19 protein-coding genes are annotated in these 18388 nt (G+C 72.8%); 12 read left to right on the top strand and 7 right to left on the bottom strand.

The window, feature by feature from the left end; genetic code table 11:
* Nucleotides 1-136: 136 nt before the first annotated feature.
* Nucleotides 137-646: a DUF664 domain-containing protein gene (locus tag BIU95_RS09390; RefSeq protein ID WP_071251564.1), complete on the bottom strand. Its 510-nt coding sequence runs from the start codon at nt 644-646 to the stop codon at nt 137-139.
* A gap of 36 nt (nt 647-682) precedes the next feature.
* A complete protein-coding gene (locus BIU95_RS18635) occupies nt 683-1249 on the bottom strand; it encodes a MarR family winged helix-turn-helix transcriptional regulator (protein ID WP_017886213.1) in 567 nt (188 codons plus the stop codon).
* Between the two features lie 208 nt (nt 1250-1457).
* Here BIU95_RS18635 and BIU95_RS09400 point away from each other — a divergent pair, with 208 nt between their 5' ends.
* From BIU95_RS09400 to BIU95_RS09415, 4 genes are all read left to right on the top strand, one after another.
* Nucleotides 1458-2057, top strand: coding sequence for a hypothetical protein (locus BIU95_RS09400; protein ID WP_017886212.1), 600 nt, complete (start codon nt 1458-1460; stop codon nt 2055-2057).
* A 68-nt stretch (nt 2058-2125) separates the two neighbouring features.
* Nucleotides 2126-3328 (top strand): S24/S26 family peptidase, encoded by a 1203-nt coding sequence (locus BIU95_RS09405; RefSeq protein ID WP_071251525.1) that lies wholly within the window; start codon nt 2126-2128, stop codon nt 3326-3328.
* Between the two features lie 61 nt (nt 3329-3389).
* Complete coding sequence (locus BIU95_RS09410; RefSeq protein ID WP_071251526.1) at nt 3390-4553, top strand: exonuclease SbcCD subunit D; 1164 nt, start codon at nt 3390-3392, stop codon at nt 4551-4553.
* Complete coding sequence (locus BIU95_RS09415; RefSeq protein ID WP_071251527.1) at nt 4553-7570, top strand: AAA family ATPase; 3018 nt, start codon at nt 4553-4555, stop codon at nt 7568-7570. The genes BIU95_RS09410 and BIU95_RS09415 overlap by 1 nt, the downstream gene beginning before the upstream one ends.
* A 43-nt stretch (nt 7571-7613) precedes the next feature.
* Here the strand turns inward: BIU95_RS09415 and BIU95_RS09420 are convergent, their stop codons facing one another.
* Together BIU95_RS09420 and BIU95_RS09425 are read right to left on the bottom strand one after the other, a co-directional pair.
* The gene (locus BIU95_RS09420; protein WP_017886209.1) at nt 7614-7796 is read right to left on the bottom strand and encodes a hypothetical protein; all 183 of its coding nucleotides are present in this window, start codon (nt 7794-7796) and stop codon (nt 7614-7616) included.
* Complete coding sequence (locus BIU95_RS09425; RefSeq protein ID WP_254783330.1) at nt 7793-8602, bottom strand: class E sortase; 810 nt, start codon at nt 8600-8602, stop codon at nt 7793-7795. Before BIU95_RS09425 ends, BIU95_RS09420 begins: the two co-directional genes overlap by 4 nt.
* Before the next feature lie 95 nt (nt 8603-8697).
* Here BIU95_RS09425 and BIU95_RS09430 point away from each other — a divergent pair, with 95 nt between their 5' ends.
* Nucleotides 8698-9147 carry a GNAT family acetyltransferase gene (locus BIU95_RS09430; protein WP_071251528.1) on the top strand — a complete coding sequence of 150 codons (450 nt, stop codon included), beginning with the start codon at nt 8698-8700 and terminating at the stop codon, nt 9145-9147.
* Between the two features lie 155 nt (nt 9148-9302).
* On the opposite strand, the gene BIU95_RS09435 is transcribed toward BIU95_RS09430, so the two are convergent.
* Nucleotides 9303-10244: an EamA family transporter gene (locus BIU95_RS09435; protein WP_139179721.1), complete on the bottom strand. Its 942-nt coding sequence runs from the start codon at nt 10242-10244 to the stop codon at nt 9303-9305.
* Nucleotides 10245-10280: 36 nt separating this feature from the next.
* On the opposite strand from BIU95_RS09435, the gene BIU95_RS09440 reads away from it, so the two are divergent.
* The 6 genes from BIU95_RS09440 (at nt 10281) to BIU95_RS09465 (ending at nt 16457) form a co-directional block, all read left to right on the top strand.
* Nucleotides 10281-11429 carry a CPBP family intramembrane glutamic endopeptidase gene (locus BIU95_RS09440; RefSeq protein WP_139179722.1) on the top strand — a complete coding sequence of 383 codons (1149 nt, stop codon included), beginning with the start codon at nt 10281-10283 and terminating at the stop codon, nt 11427-11429.
* Between the two features lie 9 nt (nt 11430-11438).
* Entirely contained in the window at nt 11439-13307 is a 1869-nt protein-coding gene (gene recQ, locus BIU95_RS09445; RefSeq protein ID WP_071251531.1) for a DNA helicase RecQ, read from the top strand.
* Between the two features lie 87 nt (nt 13308-13394).
* Nucleotides 13395-14141 carry a 1-acyl-sn-glycerol-3-phosphate acyltransferase gene (locus tag BIU95_RS09450; RefSeq protein WP_071251532.1) on the top strand — a complete coding sequence of 249 codons (747 nt, stop codon included), beginning with the start codon at nt 13395-13397 and terminating at the stop codon, nt 14139-14141.
* Nucleotides 14142-14274: 133 nt separating this feature from the next.
* Nucleotides 14275-14619: a hypothetical protein gene (locus BIU95_RS09455; protein ID WP_071251533.1), complete on the top strand. Its 345-nt coding sequence runs from the start codon at nt 14275-14277 to the stop codon at nt 14617-14619.
* A gap of 268 nt (nt 14620-14887) precedes the next feature.
* Entirely contained in the window at nt 14888-15547 is a 660-nt protein-coding gene (locus BIU95_RS18220) for a M23 family metallopeptidase (protein ID WP_217639437.1), read from the top strand.
* A gap of 73 nt (nt 15548-15620) precedes the next feature.
* A complete protein-coding gene (locus BIU95_RS09465) occupies nt 15621-16457 on the top strand; it encodes an NAD(P)-dependent oxidoreductase (protein WP_071251565.1) in 837 nt (278 codons plus the stop codon).
* Between the two features lie 76 nt (nt 16458-16533).
* Here BIU95_RS09465 and BIU95_RS09470 read toward each other — a convergent pair whose 3' ends face one another.
* A complete protein-coding gene (locus tag BIU95_RS09470) occupies nt 16534-16737 on the bottom strand; it encodes a hypothetical protein (protein WP_017886198.1) in 204 nt (67 codons plus the stop codon).
* Between the two features lie 10 nt (nt 16738-16747).
* Nucleotides 16748-17266 carry a MarR family winged helix-turn-helix transcriptional regulator gene (locus BIU95_RS09475; protein WP_071251535.1) on the bottom strand — a complete coding sequence of 173 codons (519 nt, stop codon included), beginning with the start codon at nt 17264-17266 and terminating at the stop codon, nt 16748-16750.
* A gap of 131 nt (nt 17267-17397) precedes the next feature.
* Between BIU95_RS09475 and BIU95_RS09480 the strand changes: the two genes are divergently transcribed.
* Entirely contained in the window at nt 17398-18291 is an 894-nt protein-coding gene (locus BIU95_RS09480; protein ID WP_071251536.1) for an alpha-E domain-containing protein, read from the top strand.
* The last annotated feature ends 97 nt before the right edge of the window (nt 18292-18388 follow it).

Genomic DNA, 18388 nt, shown 5'->3' on the forward strand with positions numbered 1-18388 from the left:
TGACGGGCCTCCAGTCCGTCGTCGAGCGAGCACAGGACGTCGGGTCGCCGCGGCAGACTCGTCGTCTTCTGCGCACTGGATGCGCGCGACCGAGCACTGGATGCGCGCGACCGCGCACGGCGCGCGCCCCGCGCGCTCAGCGGTTGAAGAACAGCAGCCCGCGCACGAAGCCGGCCTGGCCGGCGTGCTGCGTGCAGTCGTCGAGGATGCTCACGAGCCGAGCGCCGGCCGTCACGGGCGGGTCCCACGCGTCGTCGACGACCGGGTCGAGGTCGTCCGGGCCGAGCGTGCCGAGGTACGCGACGGTGCGCTCGTGCACCGCTCGCAGGTACCCGGTGAGCAATGCGGCAGAGGCTCGCACCCGGCCGACGTCGTCGCGGGACATGCCGTACCCGAGCGCCTCGGCCGGGAACGGCAGGCCGAACCGGTCGTACCAGCCGTCCGCCGTCCAGACCTGCTCGGAGGCGGCGAGGTCGGCGATCTGCGCGTCCTGGCCGCGGGCGATGTGCCACACGAGCCAGGCCAGGGTGTTCGCCCCGGCTGCCGGTCGTGCTGCGAGCTGGTCTTCGGAGAGCCCGTCGACGGCCCGCTCGACGGTCTCGGGGATGCGGGAGAACGCTTCGGTGAGGAGTTCGGAGGGGGTCATGGCGCTCACGCTACGCGCGGGCCGTGACACCCGCGCTCACTCGGTGGACGACCGGTGGTGGCGTTCCAGGGCCGCGGCGAACCCCTCGAAGGCAGCGGCGACGACGGCGCGGTCGGACGGTGCGACGACCTGCTGGAACGCCTGCGAGTAGACGGCGCCGACCTCGCGGGCGACCGCGGTGCCCGACGGCGTGAGGTGCAGGAGCACGCTCCGGCGGTCCTCCGGGTTCGGGCGGCGCTCGAGGTGCCCGTGCTTCTCGAGCCGGTCGATGAGCGACGTCATCGCCCCGGTGGTGAGCTCGAGGTACTCGCCGGCCTGCTTCGGGGTCACGCCGTGGCCGCCCGCTGCGTTGAGGAAGAACACGAAGCGGGTGTCCGTGGCGTTCAGTCCGCGGCTCGTGCTCTCGTGGTGCAGGACGCGCGCGTGCTGCATCTGGAGCACGCGGAACGCGGTGAGCAGTCGTGGGAGGTCGGCGTCGGTGCCTGCCGGGTCGGCCGCGGTGACGTCGGGCGACACCGGTGCCGGGGGCGTGCGCGGCGCGATCCTGGCCGCGGGGACGGCGGGTGCGCGCTGGGGGAGGACGACCTGGTCGGTGTCCGTCATGGGGGCTCTTCTCGGGTGCAGGGGTGGAACTTCAGTCAACAAGTAACTCACTCGTCAAGATACCCCCATCAATGGGGGCATCCCGGGTATTGAGAGCTGCTCGACGGCGAAGTAGCTTGATCGTCGTACCACCTCGGCACGTAGCGCGACCAACCACCGCGGGCCCGTCCGAACCACCGATCAGACCTCATCCTCACGGAGTCCAACCATGTCTCGTGTCACGCCTCGTGCTGCCCGCCTCGCCGCCTGGATCGCCATCCCCGCCGCGCTCGTCGCCTCGGGGGTCGTCGTCTCGACGGCCTCGTACGCGGCCTTCTCCTCGACCACCGTCAACCCGACGAACAACTGGACGGCGGGCAGTGTCGCCCTGTCCGACGACGACAACAACACCGCGCTGTTCACGGCGAGCAACCTGAAGCCCGGCTCGACCGGTGCGAACTGCATCACGGTGACCTCGACCGGTTCGCTGCCCTCGGCCGTGAAGCTGTACGGCACGAACGTCACGACCACGAAGGACCTGGCGGCGAACGTCAACCTGACCGTCGAGCAGGGCACCGGCGGTGGCTTCGGCTCCTGCTCCGGCTTCACCCCGGCCGCCACCGGCAGCTCGCTCTACAGCGGCACCGTCGCGGGCTTCGGCGCCGCCTCGACCAACTACGCGACCGGCGTCGGCAGCTGGACCCCGACCGGCACCGCGTCCGAGACGCGCGTCTACCGCGTCACCTACACGGTCTCGAGCACCGCGCCGAACACCGTGCAGGGCGGCACCGCAGCCCTCGGCTTCACCTGGGAGGCCCAGAACAGCTGAGTCGGGGCCGGGGCCGAACCCGCCCCGTCCGTTCCCTCCCCGCAACGCGCCCCCGGTCGAAGGCAGTCATGAGCAGCATCGCAGTGCACGGTGGTCCCGCACCGCACGCAGCGGTCCGTGACGCCGTCGAGTGGGGGCGCGTCGTCGTCGCCTCCCTTGCCCGCGGCGTCGTCGCGACGCTGCTCGGCCTCGCGCTCTGGGCGGCTGCGCCGGCGCTCATCGGCTGGCAGCCCACCACCGTGATGACCGGCTCGATGGAGCCGCGGATCGTCCCCGGTGACGTGGTCGTCTCACGGCCGGTCGGCTCGGGCGAGATCGCCATGGGCAAGGTCCTGCTCGCCGACGACCCGGACCAGGCGGACCACATGCGCATGCACCGGTACGTGCAGGACGGCTCCCGCGGCACCATGGTCACGAAGGGTGACGCCAACCCGCAGCAGGACTCGACGCCGATCGAGCGCTCCGCGGTGCACGGCATCGCCTTCCTGCGCATCCCGTTCATCGGCGCACCGATCCGGTGGATCAGCGCCGGCGAGTGGGGCCTGGTCGCGATGCTCGCACTCGGCCTGACCGCGGTGCTCGCGCTCTGCACCATCGACGGGTCGCTCCGGCGGCTCGTCGACGCAGACGACGCCGACGCCGACGACGCGGCCGACGGCCGCGACGACGCGGCCGGTCCGGACGGCGCGACCGGGTCGGCAGACGGTACCGACGGCGGCCTGGAGGCGCCCGACGGCGCCGCCACGGGCCTCCCGTCCGCCGCGTCCACCGTCCTCACCCGTCGCGCCCTGCGTCGACGGGTCCGTCGCAGGCGGCGGCTGCGCCGCCTCGGCGGGGGCGCAGCGGTGCTCGTGCTCGCCGCGGCGGCCGGCGTGCTGCTGCCCGGGACGGCGGACGCGGCCCCGTGGTCGCGGACCACCGTCGCACCGACCGCGAACTTCACGGCGGGCACGGCGACCGGTGTCCCCACCCTGACCTGCGTGCCGGCCGGGTCGAACACGGTGACGATCGCCTGGACCTACGACAACGGTGCGACCGTGCCGGTGTCGTTCGACCTGATGAACGGCACGACGCAGGTGGCCAGCACGACGCTCGCCGGGGCCCGTTCGATGGTCTACGGGGGCGCCGGACTCCTGAACCTCGGCACGACGTACACGCTCAACCTCCGCACGAACCTCGGCAACAACTGGACGGCGACGAGCACGCCGACCGTCAAGGTGAAGGTCGTCGCGGTCCTGGGCATGGCATCCGCGAGCTGTGTGACCACCTGAGCCGTCCACAGGGCACCGCGGGGTGCCCCTGGATGTCCCCGGACGGCGTTACCGTGGCCGCATGCGCATCCTGCACACCGGCGACTGGCACCTCGGCCGCACACTGCTGGGTGCGGACCTGCTCGAGCACCAGGCCGCGTTCACCGACTGGCTCGTCGACCTCGCCCGCGAGCGCGCCGTCGACCTCGTCGTCATCGCCGGTGACGTCTACGACCGTGCGATCCCGCCCGTCGACGCCGTCCGCATGCTCTCGCGCGTGCTCGAGCGGCTCGCCGAGACCACCACGGTGGTGCTCACCCCGGGCAACCACGACTCCGCTGCTCGGCTCGGCTTCGGCGCCGGGGTGATGGGGCAGCGCGTGCGCATCCTCGCCGAGCCCGCGCACGTGGCCGACCCCGTGCTCGTGCCCGACGACGACGGCCCGGTGGCCGTGTACGGCATCCCGTACCTGCACCCCGACCTCACCCGGTACGCCCTGGCCGCGGTCCCCGACGAACCCCTCGCCCGCTCGCACCACGCCGTCGTCCACGCCGCCACCGAACGGATCCGTACCGACCTCGCGACCCGTGCCGGCACCCGCAGCGTGGTCGTCGCCCACGCGTTCGTCGGGGGCGCCGACCCGAGCGACAGCGAGCAGGACATCCGCGTCGGCGGGGTCGACCGCGTGGCCGAGTCCGTGTTCGACGGCTTCGACTACGTCGCCCTCGGGCACCTGCACGGCCCGCAGCGCGTCGGCGACGACGGCCGGATCCGGTACGCCGGGTCGCCGCTGGCGTTCTCGTTCGGCGAGCGGCACCAGCGGAAGTCCGTGACCATCGCCGAGCTCGACGCGGCCGGTGCCGTCACCGTCGAACTCGTCCCGACGCCGGTCCCGCGGCGACTGGTCGACGTCCGGGGCAGCATCGACGCCATCGAGTCCGGGGCGTTCCGGGCCGACGCCGACGCCTGGGTCCGCGTCGCGGTGACCGACACCGTGCACCCCGAGCGCATGTACGCCCGGGTGAAGGACCACTTCCCGCACGCCCTGGCGATCACCCACGAACCCGCGGACCGACCGGCCGCCACCGCCGCACGGGCCGTCACCGCGACGTCCGACCCGGTCGAGGTCGCCGGCGACTTCGTGGCCTTCGCCACCGGCGGGGCACCCGACGACGACGAGCGGGCCGTGCTGACCGAGGCGTACGAGGCCGCGGCGCTCGCCCTGCAGCGCGAGGGGGACCGCTGATGTACCTGCACCGACTCGAACTCCGCGCCATCGGCCCGTACCCCGACCTCGTGACCATCGACTTCGCGGCGCTCGCCGCCTCCGGTGTGTTCCTGCTCGAAGGGCCGACCGGCTCCGGCAAGTCGACGATCATCGACGCGGTCGTGTTCGCCCTGTACGGCGGCCTCGCCGGGTCCGACGCCAGCTCCGACCGGCTGCACAGCCAGCACGCCGACCCCGCGGTCGAGCCGTTCGTCGAGCTCGTGTTCGAGACCGGCGCCGGCACCTACCGGGTGCGACGCACGCCGCAGTACGACCGTCCGAAGCAGCGGGGGACCGGCACGGTGAAGCAGCAGGCGTCCGTGCAGCTGTTCCGGCTCGCAGCGCCGGACGACGTCGTCGGTGAACCGATGTCGTCCCGCATCCCCGAGGCCGCGGTCGAGATCGCCCGGATCGTCGGGCTCGACCGCGCGCAGTTCCTGCAGACCGTGGTGCTGCCGCAGGGCGAGTTCGCCCGGTTCCTCCGATCCCCGGGGGAAGACCGCCGGAAGCTCCTGCAGTCACTGTTCGGCACCCAGGTCTACGACCGCACCGCCGACGAACTCGCCGCCCGCCGCCGGGCCGTGCAGGCCGAGGTCGACGGGGCCGACGACCGTGTCCGCGACGCCCTGGCCCGGTTCGCCCAGGCGGCCGGTCTCGACGACGCCGACGAGACCGTCGTCCCCGGCACGGTTGTGTCCCTGCGTGCCACGGCCGACGCAGCCGGGGCAGCACGGACGGCTGTCGCTGCCGCCGCGACGGCGGCGACCGAGCACGAACGGTCGGTGACGGCGCGTGCGGCCGCCCTCGAGCGCCGATCGGCACTGCTGCGGCGACAGGCGCTCCTGGACGACGACGCTCCCGCGATCCAACGTGCACGGACCGCGGTGGCGACGGCGGAGCGCGCCGCCCGGGTCGCGGCGGTGGCCGACGGTCTCGACGCCGCGATCGCGCGTGCCGACGACACCGCAGCGGCAGCCTCCCGCCTGCGTGACGAGCACGAGCTCGACACCGTCGACGCTGAGCAGGTCGTCCGGCGCCGCGACACGCTGACCGACGCGCTGTCCGGCGTCCGGCACCTCGTCGCGGTCGAGGCCGAGGCGGACGCCCGGCGCACCGCGATCGCCGATGCCACCGCGACCGCAGCACGGCTCACCGACGACCTCGCCGCCCTCGACACCGCGCTCGAAGCCCGGCCGGCGGAACGCGCACGGATCGTCGAGGCCGCCCGGTCCGCGTCGACGACCGCTGCCGACGCGGACGCCGCGGCGCACGAGGTCGCTCGCGTGCAGTCGCTCCGCGCCGACCTGGCCGCCCGCGACCGCGCCGAGCACCGCGTGGCCCAGGCCGAGCGGGTCGTGGCCGGTGCCCGACGCCGCGCGACCGATGCGCTCGACGCTGAACGCACCCTGCGCGAGCGCCGGATCGCGGGGCTCGCCGGTGAGCTCGGCGCCGCACTCACCCCCGGTGACCCGTGTCCGGTCTGCGGATCGACCGCGCACCCGTCGGTGGCCGCGCCGCAGGACGACCACCCGACCATCGGCGCGGTGGAGTCCGCGGGCGACGCCACACGGCTGGCCGACCAGCAGCTCGCCGACGCCGCAGCCGAGCTGGCGGTCGAGCGTGCGGAGCACCTGCGGCTGACCGAGGTGGTCGGCGCCGTCGACACCGTCGCCCTCGACGCCATGTCGGTCGCCGCCGACGAGCGGGTCCGTGCGGCGCACGACGCAGCGGCACTCGTGCTCGAGCACGAGCGCGAGCGGACGGCGCACGACTCCGCGACCCGGGCGCTCGAGCGTGAGCGGAACGACCTCGACGCCCGGCGCACCGTGCTCGCATCGACCACGGCGTCGGACGCCGAGCGGCTCGAGGCCGACCTGCGAGCGGTGCAGGAAGCGATCGAGCGGCTCGGTGCACTGCTCGACGGTGACGGTGACGGTGACGGTGACGGTGACGGTGACAGCGCTGGCTCGTCGGGCTTGCTCCGCGTCGTCGACGAGCTCGACGCTCGGCTGACGGTGCTCCGCGCCCTCGCCGATGCCGACGACCGCGCAGCGGCTGCTGCCCGTGCCCGTGACGAGCGGAACACCGAGGTCGCCCGGGTCCTGGACGAGCAGGAGTTCCCCGACGTCGCTGCAGCACGAGCGGGCCGGCTCGACCCCGACACCGTGGCACGCTTCCGCAGCAGCATCAGTGCCGCCGACGCCGAACGCGCCGTCGTCCGCGCGGGGCTCGAGGACCCCGCGGTGGTCGCGGCCGCCGACGACGACCCGGAGCAGCTCGACCTGCAGGCGGCGCAGGCCGAGCGGGTCCGGGTGACGGCCGACCTCGACGAGGCCACCCGGCTCGCGGTCACCGCGGCCCACCGTGCCGAGGCCGTCGAGCAGTGTGCGTCCGAGGTCGACCGGACCGTCCGGGCACGACAGGAGACCTCGGCCCGCAGCCGCGCGGTCGTCCGGCTCGCCGACGTCGCCAACGGTGTGGCATCGGTGAACCCGACCGGCATCACGCTCGGCACCTACGTGCTCATGCGTCGTTTCGAGGACGTCGTGGCCGCGGCGAACGACCGGTTGCGCGGCATGCTCGCCGGACGCTTCACGCTCGAGACCTCCGACGAGCGGGAGTCCGGGTCCCGCGCGCGACGGACGGGGCTCGCCCTCGCCGTGCACGACCACACGACCGACACCGTCCGTGATCCCCGCAGCCTGTCCGGCGGCGAGACGTTCACCGTGTCACTGTGCCTGGCGCTCGGGCTCGCCGACGTCGTGCAGGCCGAGGCCGGCGGGGTCTCGCTCGGCACCCTGTTCGTCGACGAGGGGTTCGGCACGCTCGACCCGGAGACCCTCGACGACGTCATCGGGCAGTTGTCCCGGTTGACGGCCGGCGGGCGACAGGTCGGGATCGTCAGCCACGTCGAGGAGCTCAAGCAGCGGATCCCCGAGCGGATCGCCGTGCGACGCACCCCGACCGGTGGGTCGAGGGTGACGACCACCGTCTGACAGATCGCGGCCCGGGGCCGGGTCCCGTCTGGTCCGACGCGGTCTACGGGGTCGGCGTCGGCGTCGACTCCACCGTGCCGTCCGGCGGCGGCAGGATGTCGGCCGCGATCCAGGGGAACACCCACTGGAACAGCACGAAGACGATGGCGACGAGGAGCACGAGCAGCTCGAGCACCTTCAGGGCGGTGGGGCCGGGCAGCAGCCGCCAGACCAGGGGGAAGATCACTTGACGGTCTCCGAGAGTTCCTTCGGGGTGCCCTCGGAAGCGGGCATCCAGTAGTCGAGCTTCGCGTGCGTCACGAACCGTTCGGCCGCGGACCACATCGGGTGGCAGGCGGTCAGCGTGAGCCAGCGGTCCTGGGCGGTCGGTTCCACACCCGGCTTGTTCGGCACCGGCGCGATCGTCTCGATCTTGTCGGGCGTGACGATCTGGCTGTCGGTGACCTTGTAGACGTACCAGACGTCGAACTTCTTCTTCGCGTCGGTGACCCGGACCACGACCGAGTCGCCCTTCTTGAGCTCCGCGATCTGGTTCAGGGGCTTGCCGTAGGTGACACGGTGTCCGGCGACGGCGAAGTTGCCGGGAGCGCCGGGCATCGCGGTGTCCTGGTAGTGCCCGAGTCCGATGGTGTTGAGGACCTTCTCACGATCGGTGCCCTCGCCGATCGGCCGGTTGTAGTCCTTGCCGAACCGGGGGATCTGCATCGTCCCGAACACGTCCGACAACGCCGGGGGTTCGGCGAGCACGGGAGCGGTGCCGCGGTGCTCGGTGCCCTCGACCTTGGGGGTCTTGACCTGGTCGAGGCCCTGCACGAGCTTCGTCTGCTCGTTCACGGCGACCACGTCGGTCCACCAGGCCGTCCACACGACGTACAGGCCGGTTCCGGCGCCCGCGATGATGAGCAACTCGGCGATGAGCGACACGATCGCGCCGCCCACCGTCTGCCGTCTGCGGGGGGATCGCCGGGACCGCGAACCGGCTGCGTCGTCCCGTGCGCTGCGGCGCGTCGGGAGGGTGTCGTTTGCGGTCACGGGGCTCCTGATCGGCTGGGTGGTCGGACAGGTCTATCAGATCACGGCGACAGGTCGGTGACGACCTTCTCCCCACCCCCGTTAACGTGGGGCCCATGGAGTACCGGATCCGCCCCTTCCGCACCGAGGACACCGACGCGGTCGTCGCCCTGTGGGAATCGTGCGGGCTCGTCCGACCCTGGAACGACCCACGCCGCGACATCGCCCGCAAGCTGACCGTCCAGCCCGAGCTCTTCCTGGTCGCCGAGCCCGAGCCCGAGCCCGAGCCCCGCACCGACGCCGGTGTCGTCGCTGCGGGCATGGCCGGCTTCGACGGGCACCGCGGCTGGGTGAACTACCTCGCCGTGCGCCCGGACCTGCAGGGCTCCGGCCTCGGTCGCACCCTGATGGCCGAGTTCGAGCGGCTCCTGACCGACCTCGGCTGCCCGAAGCTGAACCTGCAGGTGCGTGCCGGCAACGAGCAGGTGCTCGGGTTCTACGCGTCCCTCGGCTACACGGACGACCGGACGGTCTCGCTCGGCAAGCGCCTGATCCCCGACGTCTGACCGCTCCCGCCCGTCGCACCGTGCGGGTTCGCTCGTCCGGTGCGGCGTTGGCGGCTCGGTGCGGTGCTGCAAGTCCGCACCGGGCGGTCAACCTCGCACGGTTCGAACGACTCGGCACCGTGCCCGGCCCGCCCGGCCCCGCCGCGACCCGCGCGCTACGCCAGCGCCAGCGCCACCGACGCGACGAACGCCAGCACGATGCCGATCCACTGCTGCGCGGTCAACCGCTCCCGCAGTACGACCCCGGCCAGCACCACCGTGCCGATCGGGTAGAGCGCGTTCAGCACGCTCACGACGGGCAGGGTCGCCGGGTCGTCGCTGCTGTGCAGCCCGGCTTGGATGAACACGTTCGCCATCGCGTCGAAGACGCCGCAGGCGGCCACGGTGACGAGCAGCCGTGGACCCCATGCGCGACCCGGCCGACGCCCGGGGGCCGCGGCAGCCCCGTCGGGGCGGGCCGACGTCGGAGCGGGCACAGGGCCTCCCGGCGGCGGCACGACGACCGTCCGGAGCACGACGACGAGCGCCGCCGCACCCAGCAGCACCGCCTGCAGCACCCGCGCGACCACGAGGGGTGCGACGCCCGAGTCGGACGGCGTCATGTCGTAGGCCAGCACGATCCCGCCGAAGCCGCACCCTGCGAAGGCGGCGGCGACCACGCCCCGGGCGGTCAGCCGCGCGCCCGAGGCGTCCCGGACCACCGCGACCAGGACCACCGCGACGACCGCGACCACGAGCGCGCCGGTGGCCACGGGCGACAGCACCGTGCCGTGCAGCACCGCGACGAGCACCGGCACGACGGCCGCGAAGACGGCGGTGACGGGGGAGAGCACGCTCATCGGCCCGATCGCGAGTGCCGCGTACAGCAGGAGCACGCCGACGCCGCCGGAGAGCCCCGCGACCGCACCCCAGATCACGGCCGGCCACGAGAACACGCCTCCGACGACGACCAGCCCGACGAGCAGCGGGAGGATCCCGATCGCGGCGGCCACCGCCGTGACGACGACCGGGCGGACCCGGCGCGAGGCGAGTCCGCCCAGGAAGTCGGCGAACCCGTAGACGACCGCGCCGGACAGGCCGAACAGGACAGTGAGCACGGTTCCCATCCTGCCTGGCCCGGTAGCCTGCGGGACGTGAGTGTTCCCTACCAGCGCCTGCCCCGGATCGACGGACGGTGGAGGTGGTGGCGGCCACTCGTCGCCCTCGCGTTCCTGGTGGGGTGGTACGTCGTGTCGCAGATCGTCATCGCGGTCGCGTACTTCGTCCCGATCGGCGCGACGCAGGGGCCGCAGGCCCTGATCGACCTGCAGGATGACCTGGCTGGTGGTGCGCTCGACCCCACTGACCCGCTGATCCTGTCCCTGTCGCTCGTCTCGCTCGTGGTCCTGCTGCCGGGCATCCTGCTCGCGGTGAAGATCGCGCGGATCGGACCGGCCGGCATCCTGTCGTCGACCCGGTTCCGGGTCCGGTGGGCCTGGACGGCATGGTGCCTGCTGCCGACGCTCGTCATCGCCGCGGTCATGTTCGTCGTCCAGACCGGTCTGTTCTGGGACGGCGGGATGATCACGACCGACGGCGGCTTCGCCTGGAACCACGACGCCATCGGGCAGTCGACGGTCTCGCTCGGCACCCTCACCCTGACGATCGTGCTCGTCGTCCTGCTCGTCCCGTTCCAGGGCGCCGCCGAGGAGTACATCTTCCGCGGCTTCCTCATGCAGACGATCGCGTCATGGATCCCGCGTCGTGTCGGCACGGTCATCGCCGTGGCGGTCTCGACGGTCGTGTTCGCGCTGCTGCACATCCCGAACGGCTACAACGTCTGGGGCATCCTCGACGTCGGCTCGTTCGGCCTGATCGCGGCGATCATCGTCCTCCGGACCGGCGGGCTCGAGGCCACGGTCCTGCAGCACGCCTGCAACAACATCATGATCTTCGTGCTGCAGGCGCCGGGCTGGTCGGGGATCGACCTGACCTCGTCAGACGCGAACGGCACCTGGCAGGGCACGCTCACCACGCTCGTCACGTCGCTCGCGTTCTGGGCCATGGTCGAGTTCCTGGCGTGGTGGCGTGGACTGGACCGCCGGTTCGCCGGGCGGCAGGCGCCGCGGTTCCGCGGTGTGGCCCCGGCCTGGGCGGGCGGCGTCCGCTGGACCCGGCCTGGAGGCACGGGCTGGGCGACCACGCCGGCCCGCTCCGACGACGTGGCCGGTTCCGACCACCGTGGCGAGTCCGGCACGGACGGTGCTGTGGACAGTGCGGTGGGTGTCGCCGGTCGCCCGTAGGCTCGTGGCATGAGCACCACGCCCGCGCCCGCTGCCGTGCCTGCTCCCGCTGCCGGTTCCGCACCCCGTGCCGCTGCGCTCGACGTGCTGCACCGCGTGTGGGGCTACGACGACTTCCGCGGCGAGCAGGCCGCCATCATCGACCAGGTGGTGACCGGTGGCGACGCCCTCGTGCTCATGCCGACCGGTGGCGGCAAGTCCCTCTGCTACCAGGTGCCCTCGCTCGTCCGCGACGGCGTCGGGGTCGTGGTGTCGCCGCTGATCGCCCTGATGCAGGACCAGGTCGACGCCCTGGCGGCGAACGGCGTCCGGGCCGCGTTCCTCAACTCCACGCAGGGCCCCGACGAACGGTCCCGGGTCGAGCGTGCCGTGGTGCAGGGCGAGGTCGACATGCTCTACCTGGCCCCCGAGCGGCTCCGGCTCGAGTCCACCCGAGCGCTCCTCGACCGCGCGCGCGTGTCGCTGTTCGCCATCGACGAAGCACACTGCGTCGCCCAGTGGGGGCACGACTTCCGCCCGGACTACCTCGAGCTGAGCGTCCTGCACGAGCGGTGGCCGACGGTGCCGCGCATCGCCCTGACCGCCACCGCGACGCCGCAGACCCACCGCGAGATCTCCGCACGGCTCGGCCTCGACGACGCGGCGCACTTCGTCGCCGACTTCGACCGGCCGAACATCCAGTACCGCATCGAACCGAAGACCGGCGCGCTGCAGCAGCTGCTCACCTTCATCCGCACCGAGCACAGCGGCGACGCCGGCATCGTGTACTGCCTGTCCCGCAACTCGGTGGAGCGCACCGCGACCGCCCTGGCCGAGCAGGGGATCAACGCCCTGCCGTACCACGCGGGCCTCGACGCCCGGGTGCGCGCCCGCAACCAGTCGACGTTCCTGCGCGAGGACGGCGTCGTCATGGTGGCGACGATCGCGTTCGGCATGGGCATCGACAAGCCCGACGTCCGGTTCGTGGCGCACCTCGACCTGCCGAAGTCGGTTGAGGGCTACTACCAGGAGACCGGCCGTGCGGGTCGTGACGGGCTGCCGGCCACCGCGTGGCTCGCGTACGGCCTGAACGACGTCGTGCAGCAGCGGCGGATGATCGACCAGTCCGAGGGCGACGCCGCACACCGCCGGCAGCTCAGCGCCCACCTCGACGCCATGCTCAGCCTGTGCGAGACGATCGAGTGCCGCCGGGTGCGGCTGCTCGCGTACTTCGGGCAGGAGAGCACGGCGTGCGGCAACTGCGACACGTGCATCGCGCCGCCGGAGTCGTGGGACGGCACCGTCCCCGCGCAGAAGCTGCTGTCCACCGTGGTGCGGCTCGAGCGTGAGCGCCGCCAGCGGTACGGCGTCTCGCACCTCGTCGACATCCTGATCGGCAAGCGGTCGCCCCGCGTGCAGGAACTCCAACACGACACGCTGGCGACCTTCGGCATCGGTGCCGACCTGTCCGAGGGCGAGTGGCGTGCCGTCGCACGGCAGGTGCTGGCCCAGGGCTACGCCGCGGTGTCGGGCGACGGCTTCGGCACGGTCGTCCTCAGCCCCACCAGCGCCGACGTCCTGACCGGCAAGGTGCAGGTGCGCATGCGTCGCGACCCGGTCAAGGCTCCGCGGGCCGGCCGCAGCAGCCGACGGACGGTCGTCACCGACATGCCGCAGGAAGCCGTCGGCCTGTTCGAGGCCCTGCGTGCCTGGCGTGCAGCCCAGGCACGCGAGCAGGGCGTCCCCGCGTACGTGGTGTTCAACGACGCGACGCTCCGGGGCATCTCCGCCGTTCGTCCGGCCGACATCGATCAGCTCGGCGAGATCTCCGGGGTCGGTGCGGCGAAGCTCGAACGGTACGGGCGCGCGGTCCTCGACGTCGTCGTCGCGGCCGACTGAGCCCCTTCCGCCACTGCATGCCGTTCCGGGCATGTGCCAGCCGTGCGCCTCATTACACTCGGTAGCTCGTCACCACGAGGAGGTCCGGTGTCCGGTTCGACGAAGTTCGCCACCGTGCTCAGCCGTGCGGTCGTGACCCCGCTCGCCCGGATGCTGTGGCGCCCGAAGATCATCGGTCGTCGGAACGTCCCGAAGCGCGGCGCGGTGATCCTGGCGAGCAACCACCGCTCCTTCATCGATTCGCCGGCGATCACGTTGATGGCGCCGCGCAAGGTGTCGTTCCTGGCGAAGCAGGAGTACTTCATGGGGACCGGCCTCAGGGGAGCGGTGTCCCGGGCGTTCTTCGGTGGCATCGGCGCGATCGGGGTGGAGCGCGGTGCGGGTGCAGCGGCCCAGCAGGCCCTCGACCTCGGCCTCGCACGGCTGCAGGAGGGCGAGGCGTTCGCGATCTACCCCGAGGGCACGCGGTCGCTCGACGGCCGGATCTACAAGGGCCGCACGGGGGTCGCGTGGCTGGCGTTGACGAGCGGTGCCCCGGTGGTGCCCGTCGCGCTTCGTGGCACCGAGGACGTGCAGCCGGTCGGGTCACGGTTGCCGAAGCTCGCCCGGGTGACGATCGAGTTCGGCCGACCGATCGACCTGTCGTCCTTCGGCGAGGCATCGTCCGGTCGTGCCCGGCGTCATGCGACCGATGCGGTGATGGCGGCGATCCAGGAGCTCAGTGGCCAGGAACCGGCGAACGCCTACAACAACCCGCCCGCGACGATCGTCGAGCGGGTCCGACGAGCACTCCAGCCCGACGACCCGACCGCGGCCGCCGTCGATCCCGACTGAGCGCTTCGACTGTCCGGTCACTATTGCACATCTGAAATATCGATGGTTGAATGGGGACGTGCCGCTCGGCACGTCCCCATCGCCGGTCGCCCGAGAACGACCAGCCACGAGATCAGATCGGACCGTCCGCAGCATGTCCTCCACCCCGCTCTTCGACTCCATCGCCCAGCGTCGCGATCAGGCCGACGTCCCGTCCACCACTCCTGTACCGGCGCGCGCCGTCGTGACCCCGGTGCCGACCTCGCCGATGTCCGCGCCCGTCCGTCCGGGTGGCTCCACCCTGGTCCCGGCGGCACTCGTCGCCGCGATCGACGAGATCCCGGTGCGGGTGGCGTCGGCCCTGGTGACCGAGGTCACGATCCGCCCTGAGCACCTCGTCCTGGTCGAGACCGTCGCCGACGCGATCACCCGTGCGGTCGTCGACGCCGTCGTGTGCGAGCTGGACCGCATCGCCCGCGACGGCGTCGTCCGCGTCTGACCGGGTCGGCCCCCGCGCGATGACGACCCTCGACGACGGCCTGCCGGGTCGTCCCCGCGGTGCCGAGCGTCGCGCCGCAGCCCGACCGACGGTGTCCCCACGGCGCCGTGCACGACACGGTGCCCACCGGGGCACCCTCCGAGCCGCCGGGGTGGCGGTGTCCCCTCCCGTCACCCCGGCTTCCACCCGAAGAACCCAGAACACCCGAAGAACCCAGGACACCCAGCCCGCCCCGACCGCTGCTCCTGCCCGTCGTCTTCGCAGCCTCGTGTCCATCCGAGTCCGCGCCCGACGGACCCTGCCCGCCGGGGCGGTGACCGCCGTCACGTGCTTGTTCGTGGCGGTCGGCTCGCCGCAGATCGTCGTCGCCGCTCCGGCCCCGTCGGCAGCGACGTCGGCGGTGGTCGGCATGCAGCACTTCGTCGCCGACGGCACCGCTGGTCCGGCGGCCGACCGCGACGACTTCTCGGTCGGCCGTGCTGCCGCGGCGCTCCGGGTGCCGGGTGGACCGGACCCCACCGGCGGTGCCGTCCGTCCCACGATCGGTTCGGTCCCGGACGCGGGCGGCTTCGGCCCCCGCTGGGTCGCCGGTTGCGCGGCCTGCTCGTCGAACCACCAGGGTGTCGACTTCGCCGCGCCCATCGGTACCCCGGTCGTCGCCGCACTGCCCGGCCGGGTCGTCTCCGCGGGGGCCCTCGGCGGCTACGGCAACCAGGTCCTCCTGCAGCACGCCGACGGCACGGCGACCCGGTACGGGCACCTGTCGGCGATCGACGTCCGACCCGGCCAGGTCCTCGGCGCGGGGGACCGCCTCGGGGCCGTCGGCAACACGGGTGTCTCGACCGGCGCCCACCTGCACTTCGAGGTCATCGTGGCCGGCATCCCCATCGACCCCGCCGCCTGGCTGCAGGCTCGCGGGCTCCTCTGACGGCGTCGGGCGTAGCGTCGGGACGGTCGCGGCACGGTGTCGCGCCAGGACGGAGACGCGCGTGCGAGTGACGGTGTTGGGGACGGGTGCGATGGGTGCCGGCGTGGCGGGATCGCTGCTGCGCGAGGGCCACGAGGTCACGGTCTGGAACCGGAGCGCCGACAAGGCCGCACCCCTCGGTTCCCACGGCGCGACGGTGGCGACCGACCCGGGCAGTGCCGTCGAGCACGCCGAGGTCGTCCTGCTCACCCTGTTCGACACCGATGCCGTCGTCGACGTCCTCGAGCAGGCCGCCGGTGAGGCCCCGACCGACGCCGTGTGGGTGCAGGCCTCGACGATCGGGGTCGACGGCACCGCGACGGTCGTGCAGCTGGGGGAGAAGTACGGCATCACCCTGGTCGAGGCGATGATGCTCGGCACGAAGGCCCCCGCCGAGCAGGGCAAGCTGACGATGCTCGCGGCCGGCCCGGCGGACCTGCTCGACCGTGTCGACCCCGTGCTCGACGCGATCGGCGCGAAGACCGTCCGCGCTGGCGACCACGTCGGCGACGGCACCGCACTCAAGCTCGCCGCGAACGCCTGGATCGCCTCGATCACCGCGGCGACCGGGCAGTCCCTGGCCCTGGCGGCTGCCCTGGGCCTCGACCCTGCGCTCTTCCTGCAGGCCATCGAGGGCAGCGCGAGCGACTCCGCCTACGCCCACACCAAGGGCGCCGCGATGATCGCTCGGGAGTTCCCCGCGCAGTTCGCTCTCGACGGGCTGCGGAAGGACATCGGACTCATCACCGAAGCCGCCCGGACCGCAGGGGTGTCGACGACGCTGCTCGAGGCGCTCGGGCGCGTGTACGCCGACGCCAGTGCGGCCGGGCACGGGGGTGACGACATCGCCGCGGTCGGCACCGCGTTCTGAGGCACAGACGCGCGCAGGTGGAACGACCGATCGGTCAGCCGGCGAGGATCAACCCCGCCGGATCAACCCCGTCGGATCAACCCCGCCGGAACAACTGCCGCAGACGTTTCGTGAGCCGCCCCACGGCCTCGTCGTTCATGGTGTTGGCGAGGTCGAAGGCTTCGCGTGCCGGATCGGAGCCGGCCTGGATCCGCCGGAGTGCGGCGTCGGCACGGGCGCGCGAGTCGAGCTCGGCGAACGGCATGTCGTCCTCGGGGTGGTGCTCGCCACGAGGGTCCATGCGGGCCAGGTTACGCGCGACGGGAGTGGTCGGGCGTGACGTCGAGTTCGTCCACGACCCGGACCATCTCGTCCAGGAAGTCCACGACGACGGCCATCTCGTTGCTCGGCAGGTGCTCGGTGACCTCGAGCGCGCGGGCGTCGAGCTCCTCGATGACGCGCAGCGCGTGCCGCATCGAGGTGCCGGTGGCGGTGAGGATCACGCCACGGCGGTCGTTCGGGTCGGCGTGCCGTTCGACGTGACCGCTGCGGACGAGCCGGTCGACGAGCGCTGACGTCGACGCCGCGGTGATCTCGAGCCGTTCGGCGAGGTCCTTCGCGTTGACGGTGCGGCCGTCGTGCTCGGCGTCGATCAGGAACCGGATCGCCAGCAGCGCGTTCTCGCCGATCCCGAGTGCTTCACGCGCACGGCGCTGCGCTGCGCTCTCGGCCGTCCGGTACCGCCGCAGGGCGTTGAGGACGTCCACGGCGGAGACCGCGGAGCCCTCGTACCAGTACCCCGCGGTGCTGGTCATCACCTCGGACGTCATGCACCAATGCTAGACGCTCTAGTTAGATTGTCTAGCGAGCGCGGAGAGGGGACACCTGCAACACCCGTGACGCGGTTCCGTAACACCCCGGCAACGCCGGCTCGTTAGGTTCTCGACATGCAGGAGCAGCCGTGCTGAGCCGCCTCGCGGGGAACGTCTTCCACGTGGGGAGCGCGGTGGAGCGCACCGACGTCGTCGCACGGTTGCTCGACGTCTACGTCGCCCGCCGGGAACCAGGCACCCTGGACGACGACCGGCTCGTGTCCACCGAGCTCCGCAGCATCATCGGCACCACGGGCCCGGCGAACGACCCGGACCGCGCCGCCACCGTCGACGCCCTGGCACTCGACCGGCACGAACCCGCGTCCATCGCCGCCGCGGTCGCCGTCGCCCGCGACCACGCACGCCGTGCCCGCGAGGTCGTCTCGAGCGAGCTCTGGGACTGCCTCGACGTCACGCGGTCGCGGATGCCCCGGAAGATCGCCCCCGACCGCGCGCACGAGTTCCTGGGCTGGGTGCGGGAGCGCAGTGCCCTGGCCATCGGGGTCGTCGAGGGGGATGCCAGCCGGGACGAGGTGTGGGAGTTCTTCACCCTCGGTCGGTCGCTGACCCGCTGCGCCTCCACGGCACGGCTCCTGGCGTCCCGGTTGCTCGAACCGGACTCGGTCACCTCGTGGACGGCGGCGCTCCGGGCGTGCGGCGCGGGCGAGGCGTTCCTGCGCGGCCGTGACCACGCGCCGGTGCCGTCCGACGCCGCAGCCTTCCTGCTCCTCGACGCGCACAGCCCGCGGTCGTTGCGCTTCACGGTGCACCGTGCGGCCGAGTGCCTGGCCGACGTCGCCCCGTCCTGCGTCGCGGACGAGGTCGCCGCGTTCGACGAGGTCCGCGCGCTGCTCGACGCGATCCCCGAGGAGTCCGCGCTCGCCGTGGCGGGGGACGTCGGGGAACGCCTGGCGGCGGCGGCCGACCGCGTCGCCGCGGCACTCGACGAGCGCGTGTTCGCGTCGTCCGCGCCCGTGCTCTGACCCGACCGGGCGCGCGCGCGACGGAACGGGGCCAGTCAGTGCGTCGCGACCGCGACCGCGACCGTGGACGTGGGACGTGTCGGACGGGAGGCCCGTG

Origin of the sequence: Curtobacterium sp. MCBA15_007 (assembly GCF_001864905.1) — a bacterium.
In the GTDB taxonomy this organism is placed as follows: Bacteria; Actinomycetota; Actinomycetes; order Actinomycetales; family Microbacteriaceae; genus Curtobacterium; species Curtobacterium poinsettiae.